This window comes from Pseudodesulfovibrio piezophilus C1TLV30, assembly GCF_000341895.1.
GTDB classification, from domain to species: domain Bacteria; phylum Desulfobacterota; class Desulfovibrionia; order Desulfovibrionales; family Desulfovibrionaceae; genus Pseudodesulfovibrio; species Pseudodesulfovibrio piezophilus.
Window position 1 is genome coordinate 126,776 of the sequence record NC_020409.1, and the last position, 22,739, is coordinate 149,514.

General features: G+C 50.9%; 18 protein-coding genes, 2 pseudogenes and 1 riboswitch. Of the genes and pseudogenes, 6 read left to right on the plus strand and 14 right to left on the minus strand.

Annotation, left to right across the window (positions count from 1 at the left end; translation table 11 throughout):
* The first annotated feature begins 198 nt into the window (after positions 1-198).
* Complete coding sequence (locus BN4_RS00680) at positions 199-2,877, plus strand: cyclic nucleotide-binding domain-containing protein (RefSeq protein WP_015413420.1); 2,679 nt, start codon at positions 199-201, stop codon at positions 2,875-2,877.
* Here BN4_RS00680 and rfbD read toward each other — a convergent pair.
* The 11 genes from rfbD to BN4_RS00735 form a co-directional block, all read right to left on the minus strand.
* Positions 2,874-3,755, minus strand: coding sequence for a dTDP-4-dehydrorhamnose reductase (gene rfbD / locus BN4_RS00685; RefSeq protein WP_041720067.1), 882 nt, complete (start codon positions 3,753-3,755; stop codon positions 2,874-2,876). The two genes, BN4_RS00680 and rfbD, sit on opposite strands and share 4 nt — an antisense overlap.
* Positions 3,755-4,771 carry a dTDP-glucose 4,6-dehydratase gene (gene rfbB, locus BN4_RS00690; RefSeq protein WP_015413422.1) on the minus strand — a complete coding sequence of 339 codons (1,017 nt, stop codon included), beginning with the start codon at positions 4,769-4,771 and terminating at the stop codon, positions 3,755-3,757. The genes rfbD and rfbB overlap by 1 nt, the downstream gene beginning before the upstream one ends.
* Before the next feature lie 142 nt (positions 4,772-4,913).
* On the minus strand, positions 4,914-5,366 hold the full coding sequence (locus tag BN4_RS00695; RefSeq protein WP_015413423.1) for a tRNA (cytidine(34)-2'-O)-methyltransferase: 453 nt from the start codon (positions 5,364-5,366) through the stop codon (positions 4,914-4,916).
* A gap of 24 nt (positions 5,367-5,390) precedes the next feature.
* The gene (locus tag BN4_RS00700) at positions 5,391-6,098 is read right to left on the minus strand and encodes a molybdopterin-guanine dinucleotide biosynthesis protein MobB (protein ID WP_015413424.1); all 708 of its coding nucleotides are present in this window, start codon (positions 6,096-6,098) and stop codon (positions 5,391-5,393) included.
* A gap of 18 nt (positions 6,099-6,116) precedes the next feature.
* The gene (locus tag BN4_RS00705; protein WP_015413425.1) at positions 6,117-6,773 is read right to left on the minus strand and encodes an ABC transporter ATP-binding protein; all 657 of its coding nucleotides are present in this window, start codon (positions 6,771-6,773) and stop codon (positions 6,117-6,119) included.
* Positions 6,770-7,465 carry an ABC transporter permease gene (locus BN4_RS00710; RefSeq protein WP_015413426.1) on the minus strand — a complete coding sequence of 232 codons (696 nt, stop codon included), beginning with the start codon at positions 7,463-7,465 and terminating at the stop codon, positions 6,770-6,772. The genes BN4_RS00705 and BN4_RS00710 overlap by 4 nt, the downstream gene beginning before the upstream one ends.
* A 56-nt stretch (positions 7,466-7,521) precedes the next feature.
* Positions 7,522-8,346, minus strand: a complete 825-nt coding sequence (locus BN4_RS00715; RefSeq protein ID WP_015413427.1) for a substrate-binding domain-containing protein — start codon at positions 8,344-8,346, stop codon at positions 7,522-7,524.
* Positions 8,347-8,400: 54 nt separating this feature from the next.
* Positions 8,401-8,787 (minus strand): winged helix-turn-helix domain-containing protein, encoded by a 387-nt coding sequence (locus BN4_RS00720; protein WP_041720068.1) that lies wholly within the window; start codon positions 8,785-8,787, stop codon positions 8,401-8,403.
* Positions 8,788-8,923: 136 nt separating this feature from the next.
* Positions 8,924-9,760, minus strand: a complete 837-nt coding sequence (locus tag BN4_RS00725) for a HesA/MoeB/ThiF family protein (protein WP_015413429.1) — start codon at positions 9,758-9,760, stop codon at positions 8,924-8,926.
* Between the two features lie 3 nt (positions 9,761-9,763).
* Positions 9,764-9,991: a MoaD/ThiS family protein gene (locus BN4_RS00730; RefSeq protein ID WP_015413430.1), complete on the minus strand. Its 228-nt coding sequence runs from the start codon at positions 9,989-9,991 to the stop codon at positions 9,764-9,766.
* Positions 9,992-10,088: 97 nt separating this feature from the next.
* Positions 10,089-11,816, minus strand: a complete 1,728-nt coding sequence (locus BN4_RS00735) for an aldehyde ferredoxin oxidoreductase family protein (RefSeq protein ID WP_015413431.1) — start codon at positions 11,814-11,816, stop codon at positions 10,089-10,091.
* A gap of 182 nt (positions 11,817-11,998) precedes the next feature.
* On the opposite strand from BN4_RS00735, the gene BN4_RS00740 reads away from it, so the two are divergent.
* A complete protein-coding gene (locus BN4_RS00740; protein WP_015413432.1) occupies positions 11,999-12,559 on the plus strand; it encodes a hypothetical protein in 561 nt (186 codons plus the stop codon).
* A 448-nt stretch (positions 12,560-13,007) separates the two neighbouring features.
* On the opposite strand, the pseudogene BN4_RS17995 reads toward BN4_RS00740, so the two are convergent.
* Positions 13,008-13,601, minus strand: a pseudogene (locus BN4_RS17995) (tyrosine-type recombinase/integrase).
* Positions 13,496-13,933 (minus strand): hypothetical protein, encoded by a 438-nt coding sequence (locus tag BN4_RS17600; RefSeq protein WP_157871226.1) that lies wholly within the window; start codon positions 13,931-13,933, stop codon positions 13,496-13,498. Before BN4_RS17600 ends, BN4_RS17995 begins: the two are co-directional and overlap by 106 nt.
* A 41-nt stretch (positions 13,934-13,974) precedes the next feature.
* Between BN4_RS17600 and BN4_RS18280 the strand changes: the two genes are divergently transcribed.
* Positions 13,975-14,292 carry an IS5/IS1182 family transposase gene (locus tag BN4_RS18280; protein WP_051053197.1) on the plus strand — a complete coding sequence of 106 codons (318 nt, stop codon included), beginning with the start codon at positions 13,975-13,977 and terminating at the stop codon, positions 14,290-14,292.
* A 150-nt stretch (positions 14,293-14,442) separates the two neighbouring features.
* Here the strand turns inward: BN4_RS18280 and BN4_RS18285 are convergent, their stop codons facing one another.
* Positions 14,443-14,802 (minus strand): tyrosine-type recombinase/integrase, encoded by a 360-nt coding sequence (locus BN4_RS18285; protein WP_083863059.1) that lies wholly within the window; start codon positions 14,800-14,802, stop codon positions 14,443-14,445.
* Between the two features lie 563 nt (positions 14,803-15,365).
* Positions 15,366-15,444, plus strand: a riboswitch (cyclic di-GMP riboswitch).
* Positions 15,445-15,767: 323 nt separating this feature from the next.
* Here BN4_RS18285 and BN4_RS00760 point away from each other — a divergent pair.
* From BN4_RS00760 to BN4_RS00765, 3 genes and pseudogenes are all read left to right on the plus strand, one after another.
* Complete coding sequence (locus BN4_RS00760) at positions 15,768-17,342, plus strand: ShlB/FhaC/HecB family hemolysin secretion/activation protein (protein ID WP_015413435.1); 1,575 nt, start codon at positions 15,768-15,770, stop codon at positions 17,340-17,342.
* An 81-nt stretch (positions 17,343-17,423) separates the two neighbouring features.
* Positions 17,424-18,161, plus strand: a pseudogene (locus BN4_RS18265) (filamentous hemagglutinin N-terminal domain-containing protein); the annotation flags it as partial.
* A gap of 435 nt (positions 18,162-18,596) precedes the next feature.
* Positions 18,597-22,682: a hemagglutinin repeat-containing protein gene (locus tag BN4_RS00765; protein ID WP_231856626.1), complete on the plus strand. Its 4,086-nt coding sequence runs from the start codon at positions 18,597-18,599 to the stop codon at positions 22,680-22,682.
* The last annotated feature ends 57 nt before the right edge of the window (positions 22,683-22,739 follow it).

Sequence of the window (22,739 nt, forward strand, 5' to 3'; positions counted from 1 at the left end):
TGCTTTTTTTATCGGCGTAATAATGGAAATCTTTAGGGACAAAAGTGTTTCACTTGCAATAAATCGATGTCGTTGTCTTGAGTCCTTTGCTTGCACAGGACCCAACCTTCACGTATGTTTTATAAAAGTCATTGGTTTTCTCTGGGGCGTCCCCTTATGATCGGACGATCTTACTCATACTTCACATGGTGGTGATGCGTGGCGATTTTTAAATGCGATTCCTGCGAATACAAACGGAATGTCCCGGATTCTCTTACGGGGAAAAAAGCAAAGTGCCCTGAGTGCGGTCGAGGTGTGACCATTGTCGAGACCCTCTTGCCGGGTGGTCATTCTTTTGAAAAAACAGGAAGCATTGAGCTGGGTGTGACCAATTCAAATAGGGTGGATCAGATATCCCAGGGCATAGGTGAGGGCGAAGATATTGTCTGCGATCAGTGTGGGCATGTGATGCAGGACTCTGATGAGGCGATGACCACGTGTGCCCATTGTGGTCATGCTCTCAAAAGAAACTCTGACGCGCTGAAGGTGACAGAAGAGAATATCGACGTAAGTGACTTGGCCAACGAAAATGCGCCCGATATTTGGGAGTCTGATTTTCCGGGCAATCTCAATGTTTCAAGCACTTCTCTTGATGCAGAAGAGGAGTGGCAGGGGTGGAGACTGTTTGAAGGGAATCTTGCGTTGAATGTTTTTTCCGGTTTGGTCTCCGGTCTTCTCGCCTTTTATTTTGCAGTGGCCATGTCGTTGCTCGCAGCTTCTCAAAACGGCGTGCATGAGTTGTTGCCGTATATCCTCTCCACTGCTTTGACGGGGATGGCTATTGGGTGTTTTGTTTTTGCCTTGATGAGCAGAATTCCATTTGCTGTTTCCGGCCCTGGCACCATTTCAGCTGCGATTCTTCTTTTCTTTCTTGGTTCTATCTATCGAACCATGGCAGGAACCTATTTGCCAGAAGAAATAACAGCTACCATCATTGCATCCATCATTGTCACTTCTCTCTCCGCTGGTGCTGGTTTGTGGCTGGTGGGTCGACTGAAGGCCGGAGAACTCACCAGATATATACCTATTCAGATCATTGGTGGAGTGATTGGGGCTGTTGGAGTGTGCGTGGTCATTGTGGCCTTTGAGTGGATGGGGAACTTTCCCATGGATTGGGGAAATGTTCTCGATACTTTCAAGAATTGTCTTCTTGGGATGAATGCCGCTGAATGCGTTTCAAGTATGGGGCCAGGGGTTGTTTTTGGCCTCGTTCTCTTCATGGGACTTCACAGATTCAAGAATTCCCTGTTTTTGTTAGGTCTTCTTCTCGTCGCCTCTGCCGTCGGCTATGCCTGTGGTATATGGGGCAATGATGTCATTACACAGTCTCTTGCCATGCCTGTCCCTGATTTGGAGGGAGGCGTTCCCTTATTTACGGTCAAGTTGCTTCAGTCTGGATTTCATCAAATCCAATGGCATATCATGAGAGAGAATATCCTCTTTATCGGCGCGTTGGCTTTGCTCGTCATGCTGACAACCATGTATAGAACAACCAGACTCGAATTGCTCTTGGGGAAAGAAGTCGATTTGAGCAAAGAGTTCGAGGCTCTTGGCATCACAAACATTATTTCCGGGTTATGCGGAGGTATGCCGTCGGCCCTTTCCTATGGTCGGAGTGCCGGTAATCGTGCTACCGGCGCAACCGGACCACTTTCCGGCATTGTTGCGGGTATCGTGTGTGCTGCTGGATTATATTTTGTGGATACCGTGCTTCCTCTGATTCCTCGGTTTGTGCCGGAAGGATTGTTGCTTTTTTCTGGGGTTGCGCTTGTGAATGGGTGGATGTTCAAAGCCAAAACTGCTTTTACTCGTCGAGACGATCTTTGGATGTTGTGGAGCGTTTTTCTCACGACTCTTCTATGCGGGCTGGTGGTTGGAGTCGGATTCAGTGTCGCTTTGGCCTTGATGGTAACTGTGAGCCGGAATAGCCGAGGTGGTGTTATACGAAATATTCTTTCAGGAGCGAACCACCGCAGCAATGTTGATAGAGCTCCGGCTCAGCAACGGACACTCAAGGAGTATGGCGATCATATTCATGTCATCCGGTTGCAAGGTTTTCTCTTTCTGGGGTCAATGCGAAGTCTTATCAAGAATATCCGTGAAAGGATGGAGGAAAGAGACCTTCTGCCGGTGGAGTATCTGATCTTGGATTTTCGAATGGTGAGTGGGGTCGCTTCTGCTGCGAGCGTCGGCTTTGAAAAGTTGCATCAACTTGGAGAAGAGTATGGGATTGATATAATCATAACCAGTGCGCCGCTCGAACTTGAAGAGCATCTTGAGAAGAGTGGACATCTCGGTGATCACCACGGTGCATTCAAGGTCTTTTTCAATTTGGATTATGCATTGGAATGGTGTGAAAACCATGTGCTGGATGCGGAAAATATGCTTCACATGAAGCAGATGACCTTACCTGAGCTTCTGGCTCCGGTCTTTCCTGAGCCGAAATATATTCCTGCCCTCATGAAGGTCTTGAAACGAGTCGAAGTTGCGAAGGGCGAAGTCCTGTTCAGGCAGGGGGATATTTCTGATTCACTCTTTTTTGTGGAATCCGGCCGACTTGATGTAGAACTGGAGATGGAAGGCAGAAAGATTTTGCGGTTGAAAAAAGTAGGTCCGGGTGCCGTGTTCGGGGAAATGGGGATTTATACCAGAGAACCTCGGACTGCGACTCTCAAAGCTACAGAACGCTGCGTTTTGTACATGATGACAACAGAGAAATTGGCAGCCGTAGAAAAGCGCGCTCCCATGCTCGTTTCAGCTCTTCATAAGTATATGGTCACAATGTTGTCAGGTCGACTCGGTGACGCTAATATCAAGGTCCGTGACTTGATGTCCTAGGAGCTTTTGAGTTCTGGGAATTCATGTCCCATATATTCCTTCAGTGCCTCTTGCCATGAACGGGGTGTGATCCCTGTGAGTTGGGTGAAGTCGGAAAGATCAAGCACTGAGTATTTTGGTCTGACTGCTTTGGTCGGATACTTGTGTGACGGAACCGGCTCAATAGTGCAGTTTAGCCCGGCTATTTTGACAGCTTCTGATGCAAGTCCGAACCATGACGTTGTCCCTGAATTGGCGAGATGGTATATGCCATTGGCGTCATGTCTGATGAGGGCCAAAGTGTTTTCAGCTATATCAGTGGTATATGAGGGCGATCCTATTTGATCGTTGACGACAGTAATCTGCATTTCCCTTTGAGCAAAGGAAAGGATCTTTTCGACAAAATTCATTTTCCCTGCCCCGAAGAGCCACGAAATACGAATAAGCAGAGTCTTGTCATAGCCAAATTCGAGCAGGTTTCTTTCCCCTTCGGCCTTGCTGATTCCATACACCGAGAATGCGCCCGGTTTGTCAGTGACCCCGTACGGACGTTTCTTATCCCCTCTGAACACAAAATCTGTGCTGTAATGGACAAGGAGAATGTCCCGTTTGGCTGCTTCAACTGCTAGGAGTAGAGGGGCGGTGGCATTGAGGGAAAATGCGGCTTCTGTTTCATCTTCAGCACGGTCAACGTTCGTATATGCGGCAGCATTGATGATAAGGTCCGGATTGATTTTGTTTAGAATCTTCTCAATTCCCTTGGGGTTGAGGATGTCGCAATCCGAACTGGAGAGGGGGATCGGAAGAGCCTTGGCGACGAGGAGAGCTTTGGTGACAGCTTTCCCCAATAGTCCATTTTTTCCCCCAAAAATAATGACGTGTTTACCTTTGAGGTCCACTAGGAACGCTCCTTGTACCATCTGTCCATGAAGTTCTTATACTCACCGCTTTGAACTTGATTGAGCCATTGTTGGTTTGATTCATACCATGCGATGGTTTTTTGTAGCCCTGTCGCGAAGCTGACGGTGGGGGCAAATCCGAGTTCTTCTGCTGCAAGAGCAAAATTCATGGCATATCGTTTGTCATGGCCGGGTCTGTCGGTGACATAGGTTATAAGGCTTTCCGGTTTGCCCACTATGGATAAAAGCGTTTTAACGACATTGATGTTGGTTTCTTCTGCATCTCCACCAAAGTTGTAAACCTGTCCTTCCCGTCCTTTGAGCAGCGTCAGCTCAACGCCGAGGCAGTGATCGTCAACATAGATCCAATCCCGTATATTCGTTCCATCACCATAAACCGGGAGTGGCCTATCATTGATGGCATTCATGTACATCAGTGGTATGAGCTTTTCCGGGAATTGATATGGGCCGTAGTTATTCGAACAACGGGTGATCAGGACCGGGAATCCATAGGTTTCAAAATATGCTCGAGCCATAAGATCAGCTCCGGCCTTGCTCGCTGAATAGGGGGAGTTCGGAGTCAGGGGGGTCGTTTCAATAAATTGTCCGACATTCCCGAGAGTACCGTACACTTCATCAGTCGAAATATGTACAAAACGGGAGACATGACATTGGCGTGCGCACTCAAGCAAAGTCTGTGTTCCGAGAATATTAGTGGTCACAAATGGGGCAGGATCATTTATTGACCGATCTACATGTGATTCAGCAGCAAAGTTGACAACAGCATCAAACGCCTTTCCAGACAGCAGGTCCATGAGAAGATCTCGGTCGCCGATATCTCCCCGGACAAATGAATACCGGGCTTCATTCTCCTCAAGATCAAGCAGGTTGAGACGATTCCCTGCATACGTGAGTTTGTCCAGGTTGGTGATTGACCAATCCGGGTGTTTCTCAAGCATGAGGCGTATGAAATTGGTTCCTATGAATCCGCAGCCACCGGTTATGAGTACTTTCATGATGAGTGTATCGTATTGTTTTGTGGGTTATATGGCAGCATGACTACCTGAGTGATTAGTACAAGGCGTATGGGGAAAAAACAAGAGACAGGAGAAACTGTCTTGGGTCATTGATCGTCAAGTTTGTTTGATCCGTTGAAAATCAGTCCGGGAGACCCTCTGTTTGGCGTAATGCTTCAAAGAGAAGAATGCCTGTGGCTGTTGAGAGGTTCAAGCTGCGTACTTTTCCCCAAATGGGAATTCGCACACAGGTAGGGTATTGTTCAAGCAAATCTTGTGGCAATCCCCGTGTTTCCGGTCCCAAAAGGAGGACGTCATTCGAATGGAATTGGAATTTGTGGTGAGCTGTGGCAGCTTTTGCACTGGCCAGGACCAACCGTTCGGGTTTGACCGTATCAAGGAAGACTTCGAAGTTGGAGTGAATGGAGACATCTACGTGGGGCCAGTAGTCGAGTCCGGCCCGTCGCAGATGTTTATCGTCCACCAGGAATCCTAAAGGCTCAATGAGGTGGAGCGGGGTTTTCGTTGCAGCGCAGAGGCGAGCTATGTTGCCTGTGTTCGGTGGTATTTCCGGTTCATAGAGAGCTATTTGCATCACCGGGAACTACCTTTTTCACTCTTAGACGTCCAGTGTGAGAGTTGCTTTACCCGGAGAATATCCTTTCAGGGTTCTGAGCATTTCCCGGATGGATGCGGAAATGATTTCTTCGACGAATGGTTTCATACCGACAGGGGCTCCATTGATATCAACGGTGATTGAATTGTGCATGGCCAAGCAAGCTTCGGGTGTGGCAACTCCCTTGACGATGTCTTCTGCCAAGCCTTTACAGTCTGGGCGTCCGCAGGTTTCACAGTCCATACCCGGCAGGAAAAACCCTTTTTCCAAAACCAGATCCCCCAGTTCTTCGATAGTCTTGCAGACTGGAATGGGCCCGAGTGTTCTTTCTCCATAAGAGCCAAGAGCCAATTCTGGATGGAGCCATTCGATTCCATCAGAAAGGTCGCCGGAGAGACAGAGGATTCTGGGCAGAAAACCAAGCTCTTTTCCGCCTTCAACGATAAGTACATCGGCAGTGAGCAAGGGAAGCAGATCAGGTAGAAAGCGATGGCCGTCCCAATGAATAAAAGTTTCATTGGGTCCTAAACCTGCGACGGTGTCACAGATTTCGGCATACCTTGTCGTATCTGTATCCTGCCAGTTGAGGTCATGGTGGCTGAATTTAGCGACTGAGACAGTCAGTCCTTGTTTCTTGAAGTATTGTGCTAACTTGATGCCCAGAGTTGTTTTGCCGGATTTTTTCGGTCCGACCAGAGAAATGGCCTTCATGGTGTTCTCCCGGAAGTATCATTTTATAGCGGTAATATATCCATCGGCAAGGTGGATAGTCTTGTCACTGACCTCTTCAAGCCACTTCAAGTCATGACTGGCAATGACCAAACTGGTCCCGTTGTTGGCCCGAGCTTGAAGTGCAGCTTTGCGGATACGCTCTGCGCTTTGAGTGTCCAAGCTTGCTGTCGGTTCATCCATGAGCAGGACTTTCGGTTTGAGCACCAGTCGCGCGGCAAGGGCAACTCGTTGCGCTTCTCCGCCGGACAATTCATACCATTGTCTTGCCATGAATAAGTCTGGAGCCAAGCCTACTTCAATGAGAGCATTATGAACTTTGGTAGAAATGTCCGACTTGCCTCGTACTTTAAGGCCATAGGCTATGTTTGCGTGAACAGTGCGTTTGAGCAGGTAAGGCTCTTGTACCAATAAGGTGACTTGGCGGTGGACGGCTCCGGGTTTGGTGGAAGTGGGTGATCCCATGAATGAGAGAGTGCCCTGATTGGGGCTGTCCAAAAAGGCCAGGAGACGCAGAAGTGTGGATTTTCCGGACCCGTTGGGACCGGCCAACCCGATGATGCTGCCGCTTTCAATTGCAAGACTTTCAATATTCAGAACAGTTCTACCAGAATATGCTTGGTGAATATGGTCCAAAGTGATGAGTGGGGTCGTCATTGGACTGCCTTTTTTTTGAGGCCTGAAGCAAAAATATTGACGATAAGGGCGACGGTAAGCAAGACCATGCCCAAAGCAATCCCAACGGCAAACTCACCTTTGCCGGTTTCCAGAGCTATAGCGGTCGTAATGGTCCGGGTATGCCATTTGATATTCCCACCCACCATCATGGATATTCCAACTTCAGAGACGATCCTGCCATAGGCGGCCATGGCTGCAAGCATAAGAGAGAAACGGGCTTCCATGATTGTGGCCCATAAAATTTGGCGTGGATTCGCACCCAAGGTGATAAGAGTCATGGGTAAGCGTGTATCAAGCCCCTCGACAGCATTGGCTGTCATGGCGATGATAATGGGCAATCCTAGGAGGGTTTGGCCCATGGCTATGCCGGGGACGGAAAAAAGAAGGCCGGTTCCGCCCAGAGGACCGTGTTTCGTGAGGAAGGCATAGACAAGAAGTCCAATAACGACTGTGGGAAAGGAAAGAAGAGTATCAACGATGGTTCTGACGGATTTTTTTCCTGGGAACCTTTTATGTCCGAGGAGAAATCCAAGAGGGATTCCGATTGCAAGGCTACAGGCCATGGAGAGAGATGAAGCCCAGACCGTGGTAAGAATGGCTGAATACGTTTCCGCATCACCTGAGAAGAGGAGAACGAATCCCTGGAGAAAACCTTGTAGGAGAAATTCCATACATTTCCAATGTCAGGGGGCAGGGCTTTTGGCCCTCCCCCCGTGTGAGTGTTGTTTTACTGGGCGTTTGGAATGAAGAGCTTCTTGCCGAGCAGTTTGAATTCTCCGATAGCTTTTTGAGTATCAGGAGAGGCCATCCATGCGATGAATTGTTTTGCCAGATCATACTGAGCATCTTTGCAATGAGCCGGGTTCACGGCAAGAGCGCTGTATTGGTTGAAGAGAACCTTGTCTCCTTCCACCAGGACTTTGAGAGGGGCATTACCACCATGATTATCAGCATACTTGATGTAGGTTCCACGGTCTGTCATGGTGTATCCGTTTTTTTCATTGGCGATGTTGATAGTTGGCAGCATACCTTGTCCGGTCTGAACATACCATTCAGCCTTTTCTGGAACAGCCATACCTGCAGCCTTCCACAATGAAATTTCCTTCTTGTTTGTACCGGAATTATCACCACGGCTTGTGAAGACGGCTTTTTGAGCCTCAATGGTCTTCAAGGCATCGGTGACATTCATGCCTTTGACTCCGGCTGGATCAGATGCGGGGCCGATGATGACAAAGTCATTGTACATCAATTCCTTGCGGTCAATAAGCACACCTTTTTCCACATATTTCATTTCAGCGCCGGGAGCGTGCACCAGGACAACATCGACATCGCAATTCTCAGCCATTTTCAGGGCCTTACCAGTGCCTATGGCGACAAATTTTATTTCGATGCCGGTATCTTTCATGAATTTGGGAACAATCAGTTCATCCAGAAGACCAGTGTTTGCAGTGCTGGTTGTGGTTGCCATCATCAGGGTTTTACCCGCCATTGCAGGCATGGCCAGCGCGAGCGTCAGAACAAGTGCCAGTGCAAAAGAGTAAAATCTTTTCATTGCAATCTCCGTAAACTGTTAAGTGTTATATCAACCCAAATGTCGGACTGATAGCTATTCGGTATCGTCTCGGTAAAATTCACCGGATTTTTGAACATCCATTTCCAACACCTCGGAAGCTTTCCGCATGGCGTAGTTTTCTACATCCAAGTAAAAATGGAGAAATTTTTCCATGAGTTCTTTGCCGTAAGGTGAAAGGTTGAATCTTTGCCCTTTCCCTTTTGTCTTGGCGACCAAAGGTTGGCCAATTCGTTCTTCGGCATTTTTCAGTTTTCCCCATGCGCGTCGGTATGACATCCCGAGTGCCTCAGCAGCTTTTCGAAGAGACCCGAGCTTCTGGATGTGTTGCAGGAGTAAGGTGCTGCCTATGCCAATATAGATTTCATTCTTCTGCTCGATCCACACTCTAAGACGGAGTGTCGCTTCATTTGAATCAGTCATGGTAAATCGCATGTTCCGTTTTGCTGTTAAAGCGCATTGGATTAAAATGCACTGAATAAAAATAAGTATATGCAGTACTTCACGTATTAAGTCAACTCATGGTATGAGGGGTACGATCTGGCACTGATCGAATATCTTATAGGGATATTTTTTCGAAAGTGAGTGATTTGAGGTCGATGACAAAGATTGAGGCGGCAAGAAGGGAGGGGTGACCTGAGAGCAGTTGGACCGTGAGTGCCGCCATGAGCGAAGCGATGAGTGTCACAGTCGGTGCCGGGCACCCGAGCATCTCTTCCGCTGCATTGTTCCGCCCCATGATTTCAGCTGGGCCAGGTTGACCGGGCAATATCACTCCAACATAGCCTGTCCATCCTGCCAAAGCACCGGTTACCAGAGGAATATCCACTCGGGCAGCAGCCTGCTGCAGTGCCAGCCGTGTTTCCAATCCGCCTAAAGCGTCAATGGCGATATCTGCTCCAGTCAGGAACTCCGGGAGTTCTTTTGGTTTCAGAAATAGATGGCGGGCATCGAATGATACAGATGGGTTTATGGTGTAAGCCCTTTGGTTGGCAGCTCGTGATTTTTCCCAACCGAGAGTCTTTTGGGTAGAAAGAGATTGCCTATTGAGATTGCTTTCTTCAAATAAATCACCGTCAGCAGCTTTAATACTCCCGATTCCTGTGCGGAGAAAAATATCGAGCAGTGTTCCTCCGAGTCCACCCAGCCCTACTTGAGCAATACTGGATTCAAGGAGTAGAATCTGTTCTTGTGCAGGGATTGCGTTTTGATTTCTCAGGTAGCGGAGAGGAGTGATTTTTTGTCGAAGAGCTTGCGCTTCAATTGAAGAACCGGGTTGAGCATGGTGCTTGGCGATTGCTGCAATTGCTTCACTTGAAATTACCTGTTGCGATTCTCCCTTTGAAGAAGAATATGGTTCAGCTTGTTCCGTTATCATATCCGCAAGGGAGATCATGGCTTATCCGCCGCCTACAGGTGGGAAAAGTCCGACCCGGTCACCATTTCTGATTTCACTTTCAGGATAAGCGCGGGCAGAGTTGATGAACATGAGTGAAACTTCGGTTGCCGGAATACCGAGTTTGGTCATGAGTGAGAGTATGGTTTCGCCTGGATCTATAGAAAAATCTTCATGATTTTCAGGCAGAAATTGAGCCAATGTCGCAAAGCATTTTAGTTCTATACCCATATCGTCAGCCTAGACATTTGAAAACGTAAGGTCAATACAGATTCAAAAAGAGACCGGGAATTTCCCGGTCTCTTTAAGTGACTATTTATCTTTGAAGCTAAACTTTTGCTCCCTGAAGTTCATCCTCATCAAGATCCCAGATAACTCCATGAGGAGGCAGGGGATCTGTTTCAAAAAAACGTGGCAACTTGTCATCCATTTTTGTGAACCCTGCACGCTTATTGAATTCTTGTTCATCCTGCATGCAGTGTATGCCGAGATTGACCAGGTCGTCAGTCGTGAAAGTGTTGCCGGTGTAAGCTTGAACCAGATCGGCCATGGCTTGTACTCCATCAGATGCATCCAGGACAGCAAAAGCGACAAAGAGACAGAATCCCATGGAATCAATCGCCGCAGTGGCTATTTGCAAATTTTTGGAAAGCTCGACGTTTCCTTCTTTTTTGAGTCCATCAATATCTCCACCAACCTTGAGGAGGTTTTGAGCAACTCCGTATCCGGCGGTGTGGTCGGCACCCATGGCAGACGTGGCATATGTAACACCAACGCCTTTGACTGCACGCGGGTCATAAGCGGGCATGGATTGTCCTTTGACCGTTGGCAGGCGTTCGACACCGAACGCTCCGCCTGCAAAGTCAACTCCATTGCCGATGATCATTCCCATGGGGTCGTTAGTACCGACCTTGTTCAGAAGGTCAATGGCTGCTTCGCCATCTCCCCATGGAATGATGCCACCATCCATGGCAACGGCAATAGTGTTACCCATTTCAATGGTATCCATTCCCTTCTCGTCACAGATTCGATCCATAATAGCAATTTGATCAATATCTTTGATCAGGGCATTGCCGCCAAATGCCCAGACTGTTTCGTATTCAAAGCCAGAGGTGATATATTCACCCTTGTCATTATTGTATTGCTGTGAGCATTGAATGACACACCCAGCATGGCAGCCTTCAGTTGTTTTCCCGCCACGAGCCTCAATGTTTTCGGCAATCTTTTCACCGGAAATATCTGCAGCATGCTCGACCTGTCCATAGCGGAAGTTCTTGCCCGGCAACGCCCCTGCTTCGTTGACAACATTGACCAGCACTGAAGTTCCGAATCCTGGCAATCCTTGGCCTGTGACCGGGTGATCCTGAAGCATCTTGACCCAGGTCTTTCGGGCTGTTTTGAAAGTCTCTGGATCCGCAGCAGTAACTTTGTTGTTGAATTCAGGGTCGAGAACAAGAGCTTTGATCTTTTTTGACCCCATCACTGCGCCTGTTCCGCCACGTCCAGCAGAGCGGGCCGGACGTTTGTAGGGGTCAGTGAACTGGATTGTTGCAGTCTTTCGAACAGTTTCGCCAGCCGGTCCGATCATGGCTGCGCAGAGTTTGTTGCCGTATTCCTCCAGTAAAATATCGTGTGCAGGATAGTTGTCCATACCAACTATCTTCGAGGCATCACGGAATTCGACTTTCCCATCAGAAATGAAAATTGTTGAAAAAGGGGTTTCGTCTGTTGGTTTGTCTTCAAGGATGATCGCCAAGAGGTTCATCTTTGGCATTTTATGAGCAAAGAGGCCGCCAGAGTTGGATTCTTTTATGCCGCCAGTCAGAGGTGACTTTGTTCCAACAGAGACTCGTCCTGAGTTTGCTGCGGTAGAACCGCCAAGCAGGCCCGTTGCAATCACGAGTTTGTTCTCACTGGACAGCGGATGACAGTCAGCAGGAACTTCCTGATTGATAATCCTTGATGTCAATGCCCGTCCACCGAGGTTGGCATAGGTTCCGACTTCCTCAAAGGAGTACTCTTGGGTTCTTGTGTTAATTCTTAGAATTTGCGGCATGTTGATCCTCACCTGGTTATTGTTTCTTCAATGAAATTCGCGAAACCTTAGCTTTCCCTTGTGTGAAGTTTGACTTTTATACACAATGTAATAAAAAAAAGTCAAAGAAAAACAATGTATTATGCCTAGTTCGACATAATGCTTAGAGATTGAAGTTTCATAAACGGAAAAGGAGAGTCAGTGTGACTGCCATAACATGCATGAAAATTCGAATGAAAGCTGAAGGACGATTTTTATGGAATTTCATTTTGCAAAAAGGATTCTATCTATCAACATTTTCAGGAATGACAGTTCGTCAATTCATGGTGGAAACCATGAAGTTCGAGAACTCATTTGTGGACAATGCTGTCAGAACCGTTTTTCTCAACAGTCGTCCTGTTGATGATATAGATGGCGCGGTTCTTCGAGCTGGAGACTGTGTTGCATTAGGCAGTGCAATGCCTGGTCTGGTGGGGATTTGTATGGGGCGGGACAACCCTTATAAGGAATTCAGAAGTGGAATTGCGGCTGAGTCCATGAGGCTTGAAGGTGCAAGAAGCGAAGAGATTACTGTCCTTGTTAAAGTTTTCAGTACGCTTGCCGTGGAGACTGGAACTGATCTTCTTGAACAGGGGATACGAATCAAAACGCATGACCTTACAGCTTTTCTTGAGAAGAATTCAGCGTATGTAATGAATTGGGATTCGGAGTTGTGCTTTCGGAATACGAGTGATGTCGAAATTCAAGTCGAGTTTATTGAGTAAAAGAAGCGCGAGGAAAAGATGTGAAGGTTCTTATCTTTTTCATTGAGGAGAAGTAACTGAATCGAAATTATGCACTCAAAGAGAAAGCTTGGTTGTCCAAATAAAGCGATATGTTTTACAGACATGGCTCTCAAGGAGTACCTAAGTCTCTCTCATTTTGGCATCCTTGGATTAATGGGGGACAAAGGAAAAAAGCCTCCAGTAGTATAACCGGAGGCTTGAAATTGAAGTCTTTTCACGAGGAAAACCTCAGCTATCGCCTTGCAATACTCGAAATAAATGGTGGGCGATGGCAGATTTGAACTGCCGACTTCTACCGTGTGAAGATTCCTTGGTGTGTCTTCAAGTGCCGTATTTATTGACTTTCGTTACCTTTGTCAGTCGAGTTGTGTGCCAAATGCGTACCAGATTTGGCACATACGCCCGCCCCGAAGGACGGGCGTATTGTTTATGAATTGACTGGAATTGTCCCCTGTGGATTGTTGAATATGCCATCAAGGTTAATGTTGCTCACGCCAAGGCTTGGAATATATATCGCCGTAGTCGTTACCCGTCTGTGCCTCAGTATCAACTGGATGGTTGGCAGGGGAACGCCTGCCTTGGCCAGTATCGATGCCGACAGGTGTTTGATTGCATGCATCCCGAACGGTTCCACTCCAGCACGCTGGCACAGGGTGGGCATGAAGTTAAACCGGTTTCTGTACTAGCCCCCTTCCTGGTTGCTGAAGACTATGTCGCTTCTCATTCCTTCCAGGGTTTGATGGTGCATGAGAAGGTCTTGGTAGATTTCTTGAGTCATGGGAATCCAGTCATACTCCATGCCACCGCCTGAGCGCTTTCTAGTTCCCAGACGAATCTTTTGTCCCGCGAAGTCTATGTCCGACCAGTGCAGGCTGTAGAGTTCATTCTTCCGTGCCGCCGTATGGAGTGCCGTTTTCAGAAGGATTTTGTCCTGTCCTTGGGCGGTATGGAATACTTGCCAGAACTCTTCTTCGGTAGGCATGCGCCTGGGGTGTTGGTCGGCGGGAAGGCGGTCCACCATCGAAAACGGATTGTCTCGGGGCATGAGCAGGTAAGGTATTTAGTTCCCCACGCCCATGCGGATGACAGATGTTTTCGAGCGGTATTGGCGGGACCGTTTCCCCTTTGAGTTGCCACGGATTGCATGATAGCCATAGCCTGAGGCATTCTCAGTTCATTGACTTGACGGTCTCCCGGAAAGACTTCCAGCAGCCGCATGAATGCAAGTTGTTTAGCTTCATAGACTTTGGGAACAAAGCGTTGTCTGGCAAAGTCGAGATGAGCGTTGGCCCACTCCAAGGCCGTGAGGGTCGGGGTGCTTTGTTCTCTCCACAGAGTTTCGTCCGCGCTCATCAATAGACCATTACCGGGAAAGAGGGGACTCGTGTGCGACTGTGGGGCGATCCAGAGGTGGGCTGACAACCAAAATTCATCTGTGTACCGATGGGGAAGGAAAGCCGATTCGTTTCCATCTCACGCAAGGACAACGTAATGATTGCACTCAAGGCCCAAAACTCCTTCGTGGTCTCGAATGCCAATACATGCTCGCCGACAAAGGCTACGATTCCCAACAAGTCTTGGATGCCGTAAAAAAGACAGGTGGTGAGGCGGTAATTCCTCCCCGGAAGCACAGAAAGTATCAAAGGCCATATGATCGTAAACGATATAAGTTACGTAATACCATTGAACGCACATTTGGCTTCTTTAAATAATTTATAAGAATTGCAAGGCGTTATAAAAGAAAATCTTCAAACTACAGTAGCTTGATCGCCTTGGCTGCCATCACAATGTGGATTCAGTGAATGTCGATACAACCTAAGACTGTGGCTGCCATAATTCCCTTTCAGGTTGATTGACCTGCATCACTGCTTCACAAGCCGGTTTACGGACGGGACGGTCAATGCTTGGCCGTTACCTCGCTGGCTTTGGAAGAGTGGGGTGGTGTCACCTAAGTCTACTTCACCCAAATATCTACACAGGGCGGTTATCACTGTTTTGTTGAGTGTTATCCGTCGCTCTTTACCCGTCTTCTTCTCATTTAGAACGAGCTCATCGCCAGCTTCTAGATCCCTAATCCTGCAGATTGTGATCCGTAAAAGATCCGAAGCACGAAGATTCGTATTGATTCCCAGTGTGAATAGAGCCAAGTCGCGAGGCTTGCTCGCGAGGATGGCTTTGGTGGCTTTTACGTCTCGCAGCTTACGAACAGGATCGACAGTAATTCGAGAGCCCGGTTTTGGGTGATTTTAGTTTATTCCTTTCTGCATAATGATTGCCTCGAATGTTTAGTTAACTTATATTAAAAATAATTAAAAGTTAACGAGTATCAAAGGCGTTTTTAAATGGGGTCGGTTGATTTTTTTAACTATCTTAAATTACAGGAAAAGACAAATTGTAAAGCTCGTTAACTTTTACATATTAGTTAGCATGTTGCATTTCGATATTTTTGCTTTCTAGTGGATAGTCAAAATTGATGTGGAGTAGTTGACCGCCAACTCCTGGCAGAGAAGTTCATGGCAATCCTCGATGACGAAATCTCGGCTCGGGAGGCGATTGAGGCTTGCGAGAAGTATGGAAGGCCGTTCGAGCGGCTGTATGTGAACCCGATCAGGACGGGTTTGAGCAATGCAGTTTGAGAAAAGCGTTCAAACATTGTGAGCTCACCTCCGCGTGGGGGGGCGCGTATCATTTGTCAATTACAACATTGACATATCGATTGATGCATAATATTTAATCGTACTTCATTTGGATAAGCATCCAGGGGGGGGCTTCAACCGAATGATACATAGTATAAAGCAAAATCCATCGTAAGGTGAAGACGGAAAGCCTACGGGGCTCGCTTGCGAGATGGCCGGGTTGCCGAACGGAGCATCGTCAAAACTCCCGCTTCCTCTCTATTGCATTGGCTTGCTTGGAATATGTCGCATTTTATGCGCGGGCCTTTGCTTGCGCGTTACGAGGGGGCATCCGTGAGGTTACATGTCTGGGCAAGCGGCCTTATGGCCGAGTCGAAAGTTGAGTTCTGAGCAGAAAAAACTTTTATGTTCTTCTCGCCTTACTGTATCTTGTGTTTGTGGGCGGTGTTGAGGCCCATGCCGCACCGGTTGACGACGCAATTCGGCAGCAGTAGCAAATCCAACAGCAAGAAGAACAGCGCCGCCAAGAGCTGGAGCGTGAACATCGGGAGTTGCTCGACAAGCCACCGTCTGGCGAGGAGTTCCGTATTCCCGAGGGGCCGAAAGCTGCGCCGGACGCACCGTGTTTCGAGGCGAAGAGCGTTGAACTGACCGGTGTCACTCTACTGAGCCGACGCGAAATTGATGCGATCGTCGCCCCCTACGTCGGACGGTGCCTGACCTTGGCCGATGCGAACAACCTCGTCCGCGACATCACCAACGCCTATATCGACAAGGGATACGTCACCACTCGCGCCGCCATCCCGGAGCAGGATTTTTCGAGCGGCAGGCTTGTGATCCTGGTGGTTGAGGGCAAGGTCGAGGGTATAGAATTCAAGGACGGCCAGGAGCTGACGCGGGAGCTCTCGTCGGCCTTTCCGGGCATCGACGGTGAATTTCTCAACCTACGGGACATCGAGCAAGGGCTGGACCAGATGAACCGGCTCCCATCCAACAACGCAAAGATGGAGTTGGTGCCCGGCAATGAGCCCGGAAGCAGCAAGGTCGTCGTCTCGAACGAGCGCAAAAGGACATGGCGTGCCTCCGCCGGTCTCGACAACTCCGGACAGGACTCCACCGGACGCAACCAGTACGTCCTGTCCCTGGGCAAGGACAACCTGCTCGGTGTCAACGACCTGCTCTCCGTCACCGTGAACGCGGACGCCGAAGCGTGGCTCAACGACGAGCACCAGAAAAGCGCGACCTACAACGCCTTCTACACGGTTCCGTTTGGCTATTGGACCTTCTCCGGTTCGTTTAGCTACTACGATTATCGAACCGCTCTCTACAGTGGCGGTGCGGGCTACAGCTCCTACGGCGACACCACGACCACGTCCCTGTCGGTCGATCGCATGCTCCAGCGCGACCAGGACGGCAAGACCTCCGCAGGGATCTCCTTCACCCTTCGTGATACCCAGAACTACTTCAACGGCGCGAAGCTCGCATCCACCAGCCAGGTCCTTTCGGTTGTGGGCGCGTCGCTCAATCACAGCCGCCGTATTTTCGGCGGAGTCGCATCGGGACAGATCGCCATGAGTCGCGGCGTGCCGGTTCTCGGTGCCAAGCGCGACAGGAATCTGAACCACGACGACCCTCGCAGCGAGTTTACCAAAATCACCTATTCGGGCAGCTACTACCGTCCATTTCAGGTCGAAAAAACCAGCTTCTACTGGAATACGTCGTTTTCGGGGCAGTGGTCGGAAAACACCCTCTACAGCGCCGAGCGCATCAGCATCGGCAGCCGCTACACGGTTCGCGGCTTTCACGACGACAGCTTGTCCGGGGACATCGGCACGTATGTGCGCAACGAACTGGGTGTGAGCCTTCCGGGAGATCCCCAGACATCCCCGACTCTGGACGACTGGCTCGGTACCACGCAGTTGTATGCGGCATACGACGCAGGCTACATCCGACGCGATTCCAAGGAAGCCGAAGAGCAAGGCTCGCTCCAGGGCGCTGTGGTCGGTCTACGAACGTCGGGCGGCCGCCTTGTCGCTGACCTCGCCGCCTGCCATCCGCTGGACGCCCCGTCCTTTCTGAAAAAAAATGAAATAGAAACCTATTTCTCCATCAAATATTCATTCTAGCTGCCGGAGTCTTCCATGCTCGAATTCGTGAAACATCTCCTCATCGCGTTCCTCATCGGCCTCATCCTCTGTCCACCCCACATGGTGCACGCGGCAGGGATCACGCCAGACGCGGCGGCCCCGGCAGCCAACCAGGCGACCGTCGATGCGGCCCCAAACGGCGTGCCGCTGGTCAACATCGCGGCCCCGCAAAACGGCATGTCACACAATATGTTCACCGACTTCAACGTCGGTGCACAGGGTGTGATCCTCAACAACGCGGTCGCTCCGGGCGTCTCTCAACTCGGCGGCGCACTGGCTCCCAACGCCAATCTCGGTGGCACGGCGGCCTCGACCATCCTCAACGAGGTTACCGGTAACGGCAGGTCATCCATCCAAGGATACACGGAGATTTTCGGCCAGTCCGCCAACTATATTCTGGCCAACCCCAACGGCATATCAATCAACGGCGGCGGGTTCGTCAACACGCCCAAGGCCACGATGACGACCGGCACTCCGCAGTTCAGCGGCGGTGCGTTCCAGGGGCTGGACGTGCGCGGCGGCGACATCCTCGTCGAGGGTGCTGGGATCAACGCCAACAACATCGACGCCTTCGAGATCGTCACTCGCGCGGCGCAAATCAATGCGGATATCTATGCCAAGCAGTTGAACATCATCACCGGCCAGAACCGGCATAATCCGGTCGCCGGAACAACCACCGCCCTTGCGCCCGACGGTTCCGCCGCCCCTGCCGTATCCATCGACTCCGCCGCGCTGGGCGGCATGTACGCCGGCCGCATCAAGCTCGTTGGGACCGAAGCCGGTGTGGGCGTCAACACTACGGGCATAGTGCAGGCCACCGAGAATCTGGAGATGACCGCCGACGGCAGGATTCAGATCAAGGGCAAGATCTCGTCCGCCCAGAATCTGACGATCACGTCCGCCAATGGCGAAGTGGCGGTCTCCGGGTCCGTCAGGGCCGCTGATACCGCCACCCTGACTGGCCAAACTGTGACCGTAGCCAAACTTGATTCTGCGGATACGGCCATCGTCAGTGCGGACAAGGCCGTGGTCAACGCGGGTACCCTGAACAATGACCATCTGATCGCAGGCGACAGCAAAACCACCGTCACCGCGACCGACGTCAACAACACCGGTACCATCTACTCCGCCGGAACAGCGCTTTACCGGGTCGGAGGCACACTGCACAACAACCGTGGCATTCTTCTGTCCAAGGGCGACATGGTCCTGGAGGGATCGGCCGCCGGGCAGAAGATGGGAACGCTCCAAAACGATTCCGGCCAAATAGAATCCCTGGACGGAAGCCTGACTTTTCGTGCGACCACATTCAATAACAACAACTCGCGGTTTGTCCTGACGCAAGGCTCTTCGGAACTGGCGTATTCCGAGGGCGGTTACTGGTATTACGGCGATGAGGGTGACGAGTGCTACAGCCTGTTTACCCGTTACATAGGCTCCCCGCGCTTCGGCGTGAGTAATGTCGCCCACCAATTGACGCCTGCGCAATTTTCCGCTGCCGGAATTGATGCTTCACGGCATGTGGTGACGCGCGATGAATTGCTGGCCGCCATTGCGGAAACCGATCAGAAGCTCGCCGCCGATGCGAATTACCTGACCTCCACCCAAAAGACAGACCTCGCTCGAGCGCGTTCCGTGGCCGCCAGCGGCAGGGCATACATCATCACCGGAATGGGCAGCGGTGTGGTCTATTCGGCTACCACCACGCAGGACACCGCAACCGGGCAGAATCTCGGTTCCAGTATCGCGGCTCAGGGCAATATCCTCATCGAAGCAGGCGATGCAAAGAATACCGTCAGCAAGATCACCACAGCCACCGGCGACATCACGATCAACGCGAACACGTTCGAAAACGTGGGCATGGGCATATACGAGCGCACCACCTACAAATGGGGAAGCGGAATTTTCCAGAATCACAATTCCCCCTCTGTCATTCCCCTGGGAGGCGGCACGGAAGTCGCCCTGAAGGCAACCAGCTACGCTTACGGCACCCTCGACGCAGGCAACCGTGTGATTATCTCCTCCGGGGCCGTGGCAAACGGCGTTACCGAGCGGGGCGGCATCATCAATCCGCCGGCCCCGGCCACGCAGCAGCAGAAGGTGGCGGACGTCACCACCCTGACCGACGGTCTGCCATCCAACGGCCTGTTCAAGGCCAACACGAACCCGGCGCAAAATTATCAAATCGAAACCAACCCGGCCCTGACCAACCTCGACACGTTCTACGGTTCGGACTACGCCCTCTCGCGCATGGGGTTCGATCCCAATGCCGAGGCCAATAAGCGGCTCTGTGACGATTATTGTGAAACTCGCCTTGTGCGCGAACAGATGTTTGAGCTTTCCGGGCGGCGTTTCCTTGAGTCTGGCACCACCACCGACGCGGAACAGTTCAAGGCGCTTATGGATAACGCTGTTCAGGCTCATACCGATCTCAGCCTTTCCGTGGGAATATCCCTGACTGCCGATCAGGTCGCAGCCCTGACCAGCGACATCGTCTGGTTCGAGAGCCGGGAGGTGAACGGCGAGCAGGTGTTAGTGCCTGTGGTTTACCTCGCCTCCGCCAGTCTGGAAAAGATCGCCCAGGGCGGCTCGGTCATCGTGGGCAAGGAGGTGGCGATCAATACCACCGGCGACATGGCCAACGCGGGATTGATCAAGGCCGACAGCCAGGTGACCATCACTGCCGACAATTTCTTCAACAACAAGGGAACCGTCTCCGGCCGGAACGTAGCCGTGACCGCAACGGATTCCGTCCGCAATACTGGTGGGACCATCGAGGGCGAGAACGTCGCCCTCAAGGCGGGGAATGACGTGGTCATCGCCGCCGACACCATCCAACAATCCAACGCGGACACGACCTACACGCAGAGAGCAAAGGCGGGCAAGGTCAGGGCCGAAAACAGCCTGTCCATCGAGGCGGGCCGCGACATCGGTATCCTCGGTTCCGATGTGGAAGTTGGTGGCGATGCCACCCTCAAAGCTGGCGGCAACGTGGCCGTGTCCACGATGGAAACAACCTTCAAGCATCGTGCTTCCGGTTCGGATTTCAATACCCATACCGATTCGACCTTCAACCGCAAGAGCACCATCAAGACCGACGGCGCATTGACCGTCGAGGCCGGCCAGGACGTGGCCATCCACGGCAGTGAGATCGAATCCGGCGGTGACGCATCCATCAAGGCGGGCGGCAACGTCTCCGTGACTGCCGCCACTGACACGACCGATTTCTATGCCCACAACGAGGGCGGTGGAGGCGGTTTCTTCGGCGGCAAGAAATCCACCACCAGGGAGATGAAGCAACAGACTACCATCGCTTCGGTCATCGAGTCCGGCGGCTCGGTGGATGTCGAGGCCGGAACCTCGGGGCAAGGCGATCTGATCCATCAGGGTAGCCGCATCCAGGCCGCGCAGGACGTCACCCTCAAGGCCGAGGGGGAGATTCAGGTCACGCCCAATCAGGTTCAGAACTACTCGAAATTCCAGGAAGAGAAGTCCGGATTCATGGGTGCCAAGTCCATGGACCTGAGCGAACTGGACACCACCACGAATGACCGGGCGAAGATCAAGGCCGGGCAAAAAGTGGCGATAACGTCCAAGGATAACGTGATCATCCAATCCGCGCGCATCGAGTCCGGCGACACCATGACCATCGAGTCCGAGGAAGGCCAGGTCTCCATGCTGGTCAGCAAGGACAGGAAATATGAGCGCAAGCTCAAGACGGACATGGGCTTTCTCACGTGGTCGTCCAGCGACAAGGGGACGATAGACGAAACCGTTATCCACACGCTTATCGAGTCCGGCGGCGCGCTGACCATTACCACCCCCCAAGGCGTGGTGGTGGAGTTCAAGGAGTCCACGGGCGACGTTCGCAAGGACGCTGCTCTGCTCTCCAACGTGGAGGGCCTCGAATGGATGGGCGACCTTCTGGAGCGTGACGACGTTGACTGGCAGGCAGTCCAGGAAATCCATGACCAGTGGTCGAAATCCGACGGCGGCCTCGGCGCTGGCGGGATGTTGATCATAGCTCTTGTGGCTTCGGCTGTGACAGCGGGAGCAGCGTCAAGCTTGGCGTTGGCCGCAACTGGGCTTGAATTCGCAATGGTCAATGGTGTCTCAACTTTGGTCGTTTCAGGTGCGGAGACGCTGACTGTAGCCAGTAGTATGCAAATGGCAATGTACACCGCCCTTACCGCAGGCATTGTGTCCATAGGGTCACAGGTTATTACAAGCGTTGCTGACGCTGCTGCTGGCGGTGATCTCGGTAGCAATCTCTCTGGCATTGCCTCTATCGACGGCTTGCGCTCGCTTGCCGCATCAATGATCATGGCCGGAACGCTCAGCACATATGCCAGCGATTTTGCCAAGATGGGCTCTGCTGGTGAGGTTATGGCAAAAACCACGGTAAAAACCCTCACCAGTACAATCGTTGAGGGCGAAGGACTTGAGGAATCTTTCCGCACGGCCCTCGGTTCCACCTTTGCAAGCTATGCAAAAGGTGAAATAACCTCCGAGGAATTGAACGACACGGTCAACCTCATCCTCACGGGCGCAACCGGAGCGGCAGGCGCTGCCGTAGCAGGAGGAGACCCGGTACAGGGTGCCTTGAGCGCCATTGTCAGCGAACTTGCGGAGCAGATAAAGGCACCGGAGTTGAGTGAAAAGCAGATAAAGGAAGATGGCCCAAAGGCAAGGCTTTCAAGTTGTTCATATGATGACGCTTGTTCAGGGTCAGATGGCTTCAAGCGATTGACAGACGCTGAAATTGTTCAAAAGGTCCCAGAATTGCCTGCTCTTTTGAGTGACAGCGATATAGGAATGACCACCCAAGTTTTTTTCAACGAGGAAACGAAAGAGTTGGTGGCAGTTTATCGAGGCTCAGATGAGATGAAGGACTTTACATCCACAAACCTCCCTCAGGCTTTCGGCACTGATCTTGGGCAGTATACCAAGCTAAATGAGCAACTCAATGCAATTAAAGCATTAGCGGACACTCTCCACGCAAAAACAATAACTGCTACTGGACACTCCCTTGGTGGTGGCATGGCAGTTGCTGCAGCTTCCACAAAATATGTTTCAAGTGCAGTAGTTTTTAATCCGGCTGGAGTCCATAAAGACACATACACCGCCATCGGAGGGGATGTGAACATAGTACAAAATAAGGTCAAATCATATTCGAGTAGGGGCGATCTCTTGACGAATTTTCAAGACATGTTGAATTTCATGCTCCCCACTGCGGTAGGCGAAAGATATGTCATTGAAGGTGGTGGAGCTCATGGCATTGAAGCCATGTTGTCGGCCTTTGAAACACCAACCCAACCGTAAACCGAATATTATGAACGTAATCATTAAAGTTACAATGTTATTGGTGTGCCTCTGCCT

Bases quoted from the DNA above. Each gene is read 5' to 3' on its own strand.
- rfbB (WP_015413422.1), bottom strand. From the start codon at position 4,771: ATGAAAGTACTCATAACCGGTGGCTGCGGATTCATAGGAACCAATTTC.
- BN4_RS00695 (WP_015413423.1), bottom strand. From the start codon at position 5,366: ATGCAAATAGCTCTCTATGAACCGGAAATACCACCGAACACAGGCAAC.
- BN4_RS00700 (WP_015413424.1), bottom strand. From the start codon at position 6,098: ATGAAGGCCATTTCTCTGGTCGGACCGAAAAAATCCGGCAAAACAACT.
- BN4_RS00705 (WP_015413425.1), bottom strand. From the start codon at position 6,773: ATGACGACCCCACTCATCACTTTGGACCATATTCACCAAGCATATTCT.
- BN4_RS00710 (WP_015413426.1), bottom strand. From the start codon at position 7,465: ATGGAATTTCTCCTACAAGGTTTTCTCCAGGGATTCGTTCTCCTCTTC.
- BN4_RS00715 (WP_015413427.1), bottom strand. From the start codon at position 8,346: ATGAAAAGATTTTACTCTTTTGCACTGGCACTTGTTCTGACGCTCGCG.
- BN4_RS00720 (WP_041720068.1), bottom strand. From the start codon at position 8,787: ATGACTGATTCAAATGAAGCGACACTCCGTCTTAGAGTGTGGATCGAG.
- BN4_RS00725 (WP_015413429.1), bottom strand. From the start codon at position 9,760: ATGATCTCCCTTGCGGATATGATAACGGAACAAGCTGAACCATATTCT.
- BN4_RS00730 (WP_015413430.1), bottom strand. From the start codon at position 9,991: ATGGGTATAGAACTAAAATGCTTTGCGACATTGGCTCAATTTCTGCCT.
- BN4_RS00735 (WP_015413431.1), bottom strand. From the start codon at position 11,816: ATGCCGCAAATTCTAAGAATTAACACAAGAACCCAAGAGTACTCCTTT.
- BN4_RS17600 (WP_157871226.1), bottom strand. From the start codon at position 13,933: ATGAGCGCGGACGAAACTCTGTGGAGAGAACAAAGCACCCCGACCCTC.
- BN4_RS00765 (WP_231856626.1), top strand. From the start codon at position 18,597: ATGGGAACGCTCCAAAACGATTCCGGCCAAATAGAATCCCTGGACGGA.